Origin of the sequence: Bifidobacterium sp. B4081, assembly GCF_026537335.1 — a bacterium.
Classification (GTDB): Bacteria; Actinomycetota; Actinomycetes; order Actinomycetales; family Bifidobacteriaceae; genus Bombiscardovia.
In genome coordinates, this window is sequence record NZ_JAFNMM010000003.1 from 131,531 (window position 1) to 143,174 (window position 11,644).

At 55.5% G+C, this 11,644-nt stretch carries 9 protein-coding genes; 4 read left to right on the plus strand and 5 right to left on the minus strand.

Annotated features, from left to right (window positions below):
- Window positions 1-120: 120 nt before the first annotated feature.
- Window positions 121-699 carry an NADPH-dependent F420 reductase gene (locus J3T92_RS07200; protein WP_267400751.1) on the plus strand — a complete coding sequence of 193 codons (579 nt, stop codon included), beginning with the start codon at window positions 121-123 and terminating at the stop codon, window positions 697-699.
- Between the two features lie 271 nt (window positions 700-970).
- On the opposite strand, the gene J3T92_RS07205 is transcribed toward J3T92_RS07200, so the two are convergent.
- The 4 genes from J3T92_RS07205 to J3T92_RS07215 form a co-directional block, all read right to left on the minus strand.
- Window positions 971-1,417 (minus strand): hypothetical protein, encoded by a 447-nt coding sequence (locus tag J3T92_RS07205; protein ID WP_267400752.1) that lies wholly within the window; start codon window positions 1,415-1,417, stop codon window positions 971-973.
- A gap of 87 nt (window positions 1,418-1,504) precedes the next feature.
- On the minus strand, window positions 1,505-1,684 hold the full coding sequence (locus tag J3T92_RS09540) for an AIPR family protein (protein ID WP_416378868.1): 180 nt from the start codon (window positions 1,682-1,684) through the stop codon (window positions 1,505-1,507).
- Window positions 1,681-2,745, minus strand: coding sequence for an AIPR family protein (locus J3T92_RS07210; protein WP_267400753.1), 1,065 nt, complete (start codon window positions 2,743-2,745; stop codon window positions 1,681-1,683). Before J3T92_RS07210 ends, J3T92_RS09540 begins: the two co-directional genes overlap by 4 nt.
- Before the next feature lie 457 nt (window positions 2,746-3,202).
- Window positions 3,203-4,555, minus strand: a complete 1,353-nt coding sequence (locus J3T92_RS07215; RefSeq protein ID WP_267400756.1) for a tyrosine-type recombinase/integrase — start codon at window positions 4,553-4,555, stop codon at window positions 3,203-3,205.
- Window positions 4,556-5,512: 957 nt separating this feature from the next.
- Here J3T92_RS07215 and J3T92_RS07220 point away from each other — a divergent pair.
- Together J3T92_RS07220 and J3T92_RS07225 are read left to right on the plus strand one after the other, a co-directional pair.
- Window positions 5,513-6,598 carry a hypothetical protein gene (locus J3T92_RS07220; protein ID WP_267400757.1) on the plus strand — a complete coding sequence of 362 codons (1,086 nt, stop codon included), beginning with the start codon at window positions 5,513-5,515 and terminating at the stop codon, window positions 6,596-6,598.
- 326 nt (window positions 6,599-6,924) lie between these two features.
- A complete protein-coding gene (locus tag J3T92_RS07225) occupies window positions 6,925-8,019 on the plus strand; it encodes a hypothetical protein (RefSeq protein ID WP_267400758.1) in 1,095 nt (364 codons plus the stop codon).
- A 295-nt stretch (window positions 8,020-8,314) separates the two neighbouring features.
- Here J3T92_RS07225 and J3T92_RS07230 read toward each other — a convergent pair whose 3' ends face one another.
- The gene (locus tag J3T92_RS07230) at window positions 8,315-8,902 is read right to left on the minus strand and encodes a hypothetical protein (RefSeq protein ID WP_267400759.1); all 588 of its coding nucleotides are present in this window, start codon (window positions 8,900-8,902) and stop codon (window positions 8,315-8,317) included.
- A 1,534-nt stretch (window positions 8,903-10,436) separates the two neighbouring features.
- On the opposite strand from J3T92_RS07230, the gene J3T92_RS07235 reads away from it, so the two are divergent.
- Window positions 10,437-11,420: a hypothetical protein gene (locus tag J3T92_RS07235; RefSeq protein ID WP_267400760.1), complete on the plus strand. Its 984-nt coding sequence runs from the start codon at window positions 10,437-10,439 to the stop codon at window positions 11,418-11,420.
- The last annotated feature ends 224 nt before the right edge of the window (window positions 11,421-11,644 follow it).

The window sequence follows — 11,644 nt, forward strand, 5'->3', positions numbered from 1 at the left end:
ATAACTATCGTAATCTACGATAGTTCACTTCGTGCTTTGACCCTTGTCACCGGTATCAGACCGAGAAATGATAAATAATGCAAACCGAAAACCACAAAGATAGGAAACATAATGTCAAACATGGTAGTTCTCGGATCTGGCGCCGTCGGCACTGGTATCTGCAAGGCCCTCCGTAACGCAGGGCACGCAGTCACGTCAATTAACACCTCCACCAGCAAGGAGAACGGCGCCACCGCCATTCGACAAGCGGACTTCGTCTTCCTTGCCATCCCCCTGAAGGCTGCCCTGTCCCTACAGGACAACTGGGTCGATGCCCTGACCGGCAAGACGGTCATCGACATGACCAACCCCCTCACCCCCGACTTCGCGAACCTCACCGTCGGCTTCAAGGATTCCGCCGGCGAACAGGTTACCAAGGCCCTGCCGAAGGCGAAGGTCGTCAAGGCGCTCAATGCTGTACTGGCCCCTAACCATGACCTGAGATCCTTCGAAAAGGGTCAGATGTTCGTCCCCGTCTCCGGCGAGGAAACCAGCGCCGGCACAGTCGTTGACCTGCTTCGCTCCATCGGATTCGATGCCCAATACGTCGGCGACATCACCTGCTCCCGGTATATCGAACCCATGGCCGAGGTACTGATCCGTCTGGCATACATGCAGAACCAGGGCACCGGCATTGCGCTGAAACTCATGCGCGCGTAACCCCTTTCTGCTCGAACTATTATGCAAGCGAGGTGGACACTTATGCATGCGTCCGTCTCGTTTGTTTGTCAGAATGATCGAACTGGCACAATTTAGGCAGATAGCACGTGGGTAGGGTATATTTGGAGCCGGTACAACAACCCTTGTGGTGCCAAAACCTTCTGGCTCTCCCACAACTGGTACTAAAGTTACAAATATGGAGGCTGTGCGCCCGCTGTTCCTTCAGCCCCCATATCCGACTTACAAGACGCTTATATAGCAAATCAATAAGTTAACCATTCAGTATCTCTTTGAATAGTTCGTCTTTAAATTCCTGACTTTTATACAGCTGATCGTTCTTCATTGTGGAAGAATCGAAATTCTTTGATACCTTCACAAATTTTTGTAACAGCTGCTTAAGGACATTATCTGATGGTTCATCTTTTAAGACTGAAACTGGTAATTGCTTAAAGTCTTCTGGACTCTTTACATTTGAGCTCTGCAAGGAATAATACGAATTCAAATAGAATCGAGCGTTTGTTGAATCAGATGATATATTCAGCGCTTCAGGTGTTTTCAAGAAAGCATCCACCTTATCCTGCACTTGCAGGGCTTTTAAGTACAAGGTGATATCTACATTCACAGGGAAAACCAAATCCCATCCTTTACCCCCACTTTTATTAAGGAAAGTCGTAGGACGAGCCCTTGCCTGATCAGGTTCAAGAAGCTTGTAAGCCATCACTGCTTGACTTAGCTCAGTTAAATTCCTTATCCTACGTTGAGGCTTGTGACTATTCTTATATTGGTACCTTCGACGCTCGTAGTATCAATCATAACCCGACAAATAGTTTTCGATTCTTATTTGTAACTCATCATTTGCATGAAGCTGCAGCTTTCGAATCGAGTTCTGGTTGTTTGTGCCTGTTATGATATCTTGTCTTATCCCCTCGTCTTTGCTGGTTATTACTCGCACTAATAAATATTCTTGGAGTCGTTTTGCGGTTATCGTTTTTCAGCAAACGCATCGTAGAGGGTATAAGAGGTTTGCAACCCATTAGCTATCAGAGGATTTTCTATAACCCACTCTGTATTGGTATTGTCATAAGTTTCATCTGCCAAAATAGTGATTTCGTTATTCAACCACCAAAAATGTGTATCGCTGTCCCTTGTCAGCGTTTTCTGAATTGCTTTATTAACATCAACCGCATGACCTGCATAACCCCTCACATTCTCTTCGAACATATCATCATCGATTCCGTTACCGCCCTTTTTCTGAATGAAATTCAAATAGTTCTCTAGCGTAACCAAAGCAACAAAGTTTTTGGGTTTCTTCCCATCCCCATTTTCCTTTAGATCATTTTCGATTATAGCTTGGTCGTATATATGTAACTTAACCTTGTGATTAGCAGATTGTGATCCAGCTCGGACAATTTGTATACAATCCCAATAGTCCACTTCGACCTTAGAATCTGTTGGCAGTAACTTCTTAACTGCATTTTTTAATACGTCTCCTCTTGAGAGGGCTAGTTCCGAAAGCTTGCCACGTGATCCAAATGAGACATAAATACAATGAACTCGCATTAAAGACATAACGCTATATAAGGCACGCCGTGTCTCATTCAAATTGATTGCGAACCTTTTTATGCGATCGCTCAATCCGCTCTTTTCCAGCTTATGCAAATTAGAGCTCTGCGAGAGATCACTAAGCAAAAACTTCAACGCAGAACCCATTTTCGGCCAAACGTCAGCTCTCCAAGAGAAGCTATTCTTTGATTGAATAAAGTATAAATCAAGAGGCGTCCGCTTAGGCAGAAAATGGATATCTTTTTCGTCGAGGGAACCATTGGGTAGTAATTGTCCATTGAGCAATGCAAACAGAGAATCAATACCCCCATCCTCACCACCTCCGACGATTCCGTCTTCAACAGCAGTATATGGTAATGAAAATCCCTTAAGCACCAAATGAGCAGAAAACGATTCAAAAAGCTTGGTCCTCTTCTCGCCCTGTGCAATCCTGATTATCCTCTTTAAACACTGCTTTAAAGTAATTAAATGCAACTTCTTCATCAGGTAACCGCTTAGCTTTTCCCATTTTCAGCATGTCCTTTTTGAAATCACCGGCAGAAAGAATTACGCTATTCCAATCTGGTGAACATACATATACTAACAAAGCAGACCGATTCACTAAGTGAACCAGTCTACGTTCATCTGTTTGCTCATTAATTGTCTGGCAACTTGCGAATTTGCTGGCGGCAATTAGATCCACTTAGAGAAGGACATGCGTTAGTGATTACCTGCGATCAACATAAACTCCCGAATATAGACGATCTTCATCTGATTGCATCACAAACTTTCGCGACGGCAGCAAATCCGAGCACATAGCCTGCAGCACTATCTGTGCCTGACCACGGCAGGCACCAACTATGCACACGAATTACACTGTCTAATCCGATGCATATTGGCAAGCGTCTTCAGGGGCGTGATTTGCCCCTGAAGACGTGCGGCAGCAAATGATCGACCTGATTCAGGTCGCCAGGGTGCGGGGCAGGCGGCCCCGCGTTTTGATTGCCTCCTCGCGCTGCATTGTTTGGATCTGCTCGAGTTCCAGTATTTTCTGGTCCAGCCTGTCCCGCTGCTCCCTGAGTTGTTCTATCTGGCTGGTCAAGGATGTATCCGATACGGGCAGGTAAGCATATGAGAGGTTTTCGACCACTTGGATCCGGTGTTTGGGTACGATGCGTTGGTAATGTCTGACGGCGATCTTCTCTGACGTGTGGCCCAGTTCGTCCATGGCCTCCCTCAGGGTGCCGCCCTCGATCATGAGCATGGTCGCATGCGTGGCGCGCAGCGAGTGGAAGGTGATGTCCGGTCTGCCTGCCTTGACGCGGGCCTTCCGGGACTGCTGGCCCAGCGTGGTCGGCGACATGACCCCGCTGGTTGACCTGACGGCGGGAAAGAGCATAGCCTCCGGCTCGTCGACGCAGTACCGGTCAATATGGTCGCAGATGGCCTGAATGAGCCCTGAGGGGATGGGCACGATCCTCATGCTGGGGAGGGTCTTCGTCGAGCCGAGCCTGCAGGGGCCGACGTCGTCCGGCCCTCTGCAGACCGAATGCCGCACATGTAGAAGTCTGTGGTCCAGGTCGATGTCCCGGATCTGCAGGGCGCACACCTCCCCTGTCCTCAATCCGCCCACCAGGAGCCCCAGCCAGATGCTCAGCCTGGTGCGCGCAGGCATGGCCCGGGCCAGTCTGCCGGCCTGCTCCCGGGTGATCGGTTCCTGCTCACGTCGCTTGGAAGGCGCCGGCTCCCTGAACGGAAGGACGAACGGGTTACTGTCCAGCAGCGGAGGGCCGTAGGTAGGGTTCGAGGCCTCCTGCAGGACCGAATGCAGCACCTGGCACGCCCCGTAGAACGCCCAGGGACCCTCGGGATGGTCGGCCTCATACCAGGCGCGCACTTCGGCGGTCGTGATCCCCGCGACTGGCTTGCCTTTGAAGTACGGCAGGAAGTGGGAGATGTCAGCTTTCAGGTTCCTCTTCGTTGAGCCCCGCAGGTCGGAATTACCGTTCCTTTTCCGATGGCTCAACCACTCCCGCAGGTAATCCTCGAACAGGATCCCCTTGTCCTCCGCTGGTTTGGTGTTCCTTTCCCTGGGGTGCTGCCAGTCACGTATCCCCTTCTTGTGCAGGACGACCAGGTAATGCTCTTGCTCCAGCCAAGCATGCGCTTCCGTACGGTATTCCGGCCCAAACTGCCTGCCGACCCTCCTGCCGTGGTCAAGTGGATTAGGGTACCTGGCAAGCCAGGCGGTGACGCGCCCGTTCCTGTCCTTCTTTGGAAAAACACTCCCCCACTTACTGCGAGAACGGGTCATAGCTCACCTTTCATGCTCATCGCTTCAACGGAACAAGACATGAAAGAGAGAACCGCAAGATTATAAAAGAGTCAATAATTCGGGGAGGGCACCCAAAAGCGTACCTATCGAGAAAACCCTGGGAACGCGCGCATCCCATGGCTTCCCCTCCCCTGGATAAACCCTTATCCAAGGCAAACAAATGACATGGACGGATAAATCAAATATCTCAACTACGAACAGAATTCCTAATAATAAAGTAGCAACGCAACAGACCGTTTGAGGCGGAGGGAAAACTAAAGCTGACCATCAAAATGGAAATGTTCGAATCGCATCCGTAGCACTGTGTCGGTTCGGGTATGAGGAAATACTTGGGTTCCGTGGTTCCGACTTGATTCTGCGAACCTTGGAGTGCGCCCATTTTGCTTATGGTCTTCAACACCGAGTCATCCGGAAGAGCTGCCGAAGCGGTGCCGGGGTAGTTGGCCACATGGACAATACCAGGAACAGCACATTCCGACTTGCCCTTCACCGCCAATGAAACATCAAAGACCGCAGTACGAGATAATTCGCCAGATCAGCACGCTGAGCAGAACACGCTTCCGACCCGCCTTGCACCAAACATCCCCCCCCCCGGATTGATTTCACTACTGTTTTAACCTGCAAAAAAGGCAGTTCACAAACTAAAGCCGATTTCGTGGCTGTCACAAGTGACAGCCGAAACAGCAATGCTCAAAATCATCCTCTCTTTAACGCGGGAGCTTTGGAAAAATCTGATACGGACACGGACCGGAGCGGTGCACCTCCATGCCGAACTGCATGCAAGGCTTTAGGCGCATCCCTTGCTTTTCCCCGATTGAAGCAGACCGACTCCACAAGAAGGAAGGGGAACATGAAATGTGTTAGAAAGCATCCATGAATCCACTCCCCCTCTACTTTGAGAAAGAAGCATGCAATACTCCAAAAGAAAGAGGGATCATGGACGAGGAACACACACCCGATGGCGGGGAGACTAGGACCCTGGCCGATGCCGGCGGATCCGGCGGCCAGCCTCCGCAGGTGGGTGATCCGGAGCCAGGCGGGGATGGCCTGCCTCCGGCCATAGAGCCGGTGGATGGTCAGGAGCCTGGAGGCGGTTCGGGCCCGGCAGGGAAGCCTCGCCCGAAGTGGCTGGTGCCGGTGATCGTCGTGGTGGTCGTCGCGGTGCTGGCTGTGGCGGGCCTGGCTGTTTGGAGGGTGTCCTCGAACAGGAGCCACGACCGGGCTTTGGCGCAGTGCTCCCGGCAGGTGCGCGCTGTGAAGGGGTCGGAGCAGCGGGCCGAGGCGGCCTCCTCCAGCTACCTTCAGGCCGCGGCGGTGAAAGAGGATCAGGTCAAGGACGCGGAGACCGTGACGGATATGGCCAAGGCCGTCGGGAAGGCCAAGCACACCCAGGCCCAGGCCTTCAGATGCGAGGCGTCCATGCCCACAGACGACCTGCAAGCCATGGCCGGCAAGGCGAAGAGGATCGACGGCGTCTACCGCAGCCTGGACAAGGCGTCGAAGGCGGTGCTGGCCTCCCGTGACGCGAAAAGCCTTGAGGATGCGAAGACGGCCTTGAACGCGAAGAAGGACGAGGCATCAAAACTCCTGGGCGATTCCGACGGGAAAGTGGCGGACAACGCCGTCCGCGACAGCCTGCAGCAGGCCATCAGCCAGGCCGGCGGCATCAAAGGCGACAAGGCGAAAGCCTACCAGGACGCGGCCGGCGCCCTGCAGTCGGCCATGGACCAGGTGAACGCCTCCATCCAACAGAAGAGCCAAGCCGACCAGGCCGCCCAACAGCCGACGCAACACGCGCAGGCCCAACAGGCTGCACCCTCCTATTCGGGTGGCGGTTACACGCCTTCATACAACCGTGGCGGTGGCGGATCCGCACCAGCACCCGCGCCGGCCGCACCCGTACCAGCAGCACCACAAGGGCCGCAAGGCGGAGGAAGTGGCGGATTCGATTGGAATAGCTGGGTGCAACAACACAGCCGACCGAGCCAATGCCAGAAAGGTGGTGCGTGTGGTATCGGCTGATTGATTAAGAATTTGCCAGCGAGACCGGTTGCTTGGAAGGTCTCCTATCCCGCTGGCGTTATTTGTGGGCGACCATTGAGGCCGTCCCCTTCATGATATCGGAAGGGAAACATAATGAAGTTACCAGGAGAGTTACGGATCCGGGTCGGCCGGCTCCGGCGTCTGGCTTCGGGCATGGCCTTGGAGGGCGGTTTGGGGCTTTCCGTTGGTTCAGCCTTTGGATCAGGGAGGGTGCGGGGAGGGCGGTGGAAGGTAATCCGTGGCTGTCCCCCATCTTGGGGAAGAACCGTGCAATGCTTGTATGAGCGACTGAGGAGAGAGGAATCATGGACGAGGAGCCCGATGGCGAGGAGACGAGGATCTTGGCTGATGCCGGTGAGCCTGAAGGCCGGCCTGTGCAGGAGGACGGTCCGGGGCCGGCTCAGGATGGCCTGCCTCCGGCTATTGAGCCTGAAGGCGGTCCGGGGCCGGCAAAGGGGCCGCGTCCCAGGTGGCTGGTTCCGGTGATCGCTGCTGTGGTGGTGGCCGTTGTGGCTGTGGCGGGTCTGATTGCCTGGAGGGTGTCCTCAAACAGGAGCCATGAGCGGGCCTTGGCGTCATGCTCGCGGCAGGTGCGCACCTTGCAGGCTTCGGAGAGGCGGGTCACGGGGCCCTCCTCCGACTACCGCCGGGCTGTGGCGGTGAAGGCGGACCAGGTCAAGGATGCGAAGACCGTGGACGCCTTGCGGAAGACCGTCAGGGGCATGGAGGGCGTCAAACCGCAGATCATCAGATGCGAGGCGTCCATGTCCAAAAGCGGCTTGCAAGCCGCCACGGATAAGGTGAAGAAGCTCGACGAACGGTATCAGAGCCTGGACAAGTCGGCCCGCGCCGTGATCGCTTCCCGTGATGCGAAGAGCCTGGATGATGCGAAAACGGCCTTGAACGGGAAGAAGGACGAGGCGGCCAGGCTGCTTGGCGACAGTGACGGGAAGGTGGCTGACAACGCCGTCCGCGACAGCCTGCAGCAGGCCATCAGCCAGGCCGGCGGAGTCAAGTCCGATAAGGCGAAAGCCTACCAGGACGCGGCCTCTGCTCTCCAGTCGGCCATGGACCAGGTGAACGCCTCCATCCAACAGAAGAGCCAAGCCGACCAGGCCGCCCAACAGCAAGCACAGGCCGCCGCCCAGTCGGCGCCGGCGTCGGCCGCCCAGCAACGTTCGGCGCCCTCCAACAGCCCGGGGCGACAAGGCTACACACCCTCCCGCCAGCCCTCATACAACCATGGCGGCGGAGGAGGCTCCGCGCCAGCCCCGGCCGCACCGGCTCCCGCACCAGCAGCACCACAAGGAGGAGGTGGCCAAAGCTTTGAGGAATGGAGTCACTCAAACACTACCGGAGGTCATGGTTGTAATCCGGATGGTTCGTGTGGTATCGGCTAACCGAATGTAGAGAATTTGCCGGCGGGACTGGTTGCTTTGGACGGTTCCCATCCCGCCGGCGTTACTTATGGGCGACCGTAACGGCCATTCCCTCCGCAGTAGCGGAAGGGAAACATCAATGGAATCACCAGGAGAGACAAGGGCCTGGGCCGGTCGACTCCGACCTGTTACTCCGGGCATAGCGCAGGTCGGCGACCAGTCACCGTTCGCTGGCGGCGGCACCATTCTCGTATCATGGTTAGGATACAGACAGAACAAGAATCGACCTATATAGAGTAGATGTAGACAAGCGTTTTCAGGGGCGCTGTTTGCCCCTGAACTTACGCAGCAGTCCGATGATCGACCTGAACCAAGTTGACAGGGTGTGGGGCGGAAGCTCTACCGGCGCAGCGAGCCCCTGCATTTCGCGCCTGGCTCTACCGCACTCATGCGGGGTCGGTTGTTGTTCTAGGCTTTGCTTCCACCTGTCCATGTACCGTTCGAACCGATCCATCTCGATCGGCACGGCTGGGCCGCTCAGGTCGTCGCTGTGCGCCCAGGCGACATTCATGCCCACAGCCCTCTGTATCTCGCCAATGGCCAGGTCGGCGGCCGTATTAAGGTCCAGGTGGTAGCGTTCTGAGGTCTCTGGGGTTGTGCAGTAGCCAACGATATTGCCGGAGTGGTCTCTGACCGGATCGGCTTCACCCACTATGCTTCCGTCCTGGGCCACGGCTGCCCAGTGCGAGCCGTCTGCGTGGTCCTTGGCCCAGTAAGCGAGCGTTAACATCTCCGTATTCTTATCGGCATGGTGGTCTTCAAGCCAGCATGCCGCCTTAACTATGTAGGGGTCGTATTTCTGATCCTGCGCAGCATCGGGTTCCTGAGCGGCGGCGTTTGCCATGATGATCTCCTTATCGGATCGTGCCCCCTCCCTAAGCTGCAGCTTAGGGAGGGGGGTTTGCTAGTAGAACAGCCTGCAGTCTTGCCCATAGTATGATGCCATTCTGCCATGCCTGTGAAGATCACTTGCCATCAGCATGAACTTCCGCATTGGGTTAATCCATATCTGGCAATTCAGATGATGCATCCCAAACTCACTCGACGGTACCTTATCTAAGCATGCATCCTGCCACGCCTGCTGAGCCTGGCTCCGACAGGCATCAACTGCGCACAAGAGCTGTTCGGTCAAGTCCCATACGCATATTGGCAAGCATTTTCAAGGGCGCGGATTGCCTCTTGAAGGTGTGCTGCAGCATACATTCGTACGCGGCCGGGCGGCCCGGGTACGGGTCGCCACCTAGCTTCACGCAGCTTGGGGCTGTTCGAACTTGGGTATTGTCCAATCCGGAATGTCCCGTTCTTTCTTGAGGTGTTCTATTTGGCCGGTCAGCGATGCCTTCGAAACGGGCAGGTGGGCGTATAAGAGATTTCCGACCAACTGGATCCGGTGTTTTGGCACGATATGCCGACAATGTTTAAGGGCGATCTCATGGAAGGTATGGTCCAGTCCGTCTAAGACCTTCCCCAGGGTGCTTCTTCGATCAAGGCGCACGCATGTTGAAGGTGAAGTCATCGACCCCGATTCGGAGCACTCTGGTGGCTCAGGCATAAAGAAACAGCGAAGTTCCGTGGTTCCGCCCGGATTCCGTGGACTTTAAAACGCGCCAGTGCTGTTTATGGTCCTCATCACCAGATCGTTTATCAACGCTGCCGAAGTGGAGCCCAGTTGGTTGGCTGCATGGACAAGACAAGGAACAGCACATTTCCGACTTACCCTTCACCGCCAGCGAAAACATCAAAGACCGCAGTACGAGATAATTCGCCAGATCCACACGATGAGCAGAACGACGCTTCCGACCCGCCTTGCACCAAGCACCCCCCCCCCGGATCAATTCCTCCGCTGCTCTCACATCGTTGTATTCGATATTCCGTCAGTTCTTGCCTATTAATGGGAGAATAATGCATCCTTCGTCGAATCGCTGTTATATTGACCATGATTCGACAAACGAATAGATCTCGTTCTGCCGCCACTATATTGAAGTGTTGGCTTGCTGATCAGCATAAACCTTCTCTACAACCGTCGACAGGTTCAGGTAGAGGAAAATGGACGCAGGCTGGGGATCGACGGGGATATGCATAGACTGGAAAACGTTGGAGGGATACTATCAGTTCCCTCTGGTCAAGGAGGAACATATAGAGACCATGCGGGTCGGAAAACCAGGGAGCTCGGGTTTACGGTGCGGAATGTCAAGTCCGGGCATGAAAGGCACGGGTACACGTATCAGTCGACCGAGAAGCTGCACAGGACAATGAAGCTATCCCACCTTTTTGGCCTGCTGATCCAGAGCGACGAACAGTAATCCACAGCTTTGCTCCTTCCCGCCTTGTGGGCCAAGTGTGTGACATTCCAAATGAGCTACGGAAGAAAGGGACTTATGAGCAAGACTAACCAGGATCAGGAATCCGGTGTCGAGGAAGTGAATGACCCTGCGATGTTCGAGTCCCAGAATCCGCCAGACAGGAAACAAAAACCCCGCCCGAATTGGTTGGCGCCTGTGGTGTCAGCCGGCGTGGTGGCCGTGCTGGCCGCAGCCGGTTTGGCCGGTTGGAAGGTGTACGAGTCCCGTCAGCATGAATCCGCCTTGGCGGACTGCGCGCAATCAGTCGAGACCATGCAGTCCAGCGTCAAGTCGGCCCAGGCCACCTTGAACAGGTATCGTAAAACGGCCGGTATCCGGAAGGACCAGGTGAAGGACCCGAAAACGGTGGACGACATGCAACAGTCCCTGAGCAGCGCAGAGGATATCGAACCGCAAGCCGTCCTATGTAAAGCGTCCATGCCCGCAGGCGACCTGCAGGCCATGGCCGGCAAGGCGAAAAGGAGCGACGACGTCTACCACAGCCTGGACAGGGCCGGCAAGGCGGTGCTGGCCTCCCGGGATGCGAAAAGCCTGGAGGACGCGAAGACGGCCTTGAACGCGAAGAAGGACGAGGCTTCAAAGCTTTTAAGCGACTCCGACGGGAGAGTCGCGGACAACGCCGTCCGCGACAGCCTGCAGCAGGCCATCAGCCAAGCCGGCAGCATCAAAGACAACAAGACGGAAACCTACCAGGACGCGGCCGCAGCCCTGCAATCGGCCATCGACCAGGTGAACACGTCCATCCAACAGAAAAACCAAGCCGCCCCGCCAGCCCAGGCGGCGGCTCCTGCCGCCCGGCAGCCAGCCCGGCGTTCGACGCCCGCCCAGCAGCGTCCGGCCCCTCTACTAGTCGGGGACGGCAAGGCTACATGCCCTCCCGCCGGCCCTCATACAACCATGGCGGCAGCTCCGCGCCAGCAGCCCCCGCAGCACCCGCGCCTGCAGCTGCTGCGCCAGCAGCACCGCAAGGCGGCGGCTCAAACTGGAGAGACAGACTAAAAGGAAATACAACTGGCGGGCATGGTTGTAACCCGGATGGTTCGTGTGGTATTGGCTAATGGAATATAAAGAATGTGCCTGCGGAACCGGTTGCTTGCAGGCCTCCCATCCCGCCGACGTTACTTAGGGCCAACCATAAAACAGCCGTCCCCTTCACATATCCGAAGAGACATAAATGAAGCTGCCAGTGAGAAGCAAAGGCCTGGGCGGCCCGGCTCCAGCGT

Bases quoted from the DNA above. Each gene is read 5' to 3' on its own strand.
- J3T92_RS07200 (WP_267400751.1), top strand. From the start codon at position 121: ATGGTAGTTCTCGGATCTGGCGCCGTCGGCACTGGTATCTGCAAGGCC.
- J3T92_RS07205 (WP_267400752.1), bottom strand. From the start codon at position 1,417: ATGGCTTACAAGCTTCTTGAACCTGATCAGGCAAGGGCTCGTCCTACG.
- J3T92_RS07210 (WP_267400753.1), bottom strand. From the start codon at position 2,745: ATGAAGAAGTTGCATTTAATTACTTTAAAGCAGTGTTTAAAGAGGATA.
- J3T92_RS07215 (WP_267400756.1), bottom strand. From the start codon at position 4,555: ATGACCCGTTCTCGCAGTAAGTGGGGGAGTGTTTTTCCAAAGAAGGAC.
- J3T92_RS07220 (WP_267400757.1), top strand. From the start codon at position 5,513: ATGGACGAGGAACACACACCCGATGGCGGGGAGACTAGGACCCTGGCC.
- J3T92_RS07225 (WP_267400758.1), top strand. From the start codon at position 6,925: ATGGACGAGGAGCCCGATGGCGAGGAGACGAGGATCTTGGCTGATGCC.
- J3T92_RS07230 (WP_267400759.1), bottom strand. From the start codon at position 8,902: ATGGCAAACGCCGCCGCTCAGGAACCCGATGCTGCGCAGGATCAGAAA.
- J3T92_RS07235 (WP_267400760.1), top strand. From the start codon at position 10,437: ATGAGCAAGACTAACCAGGATCAGGAATCCGGTGTCGAGGAAGTGAAT.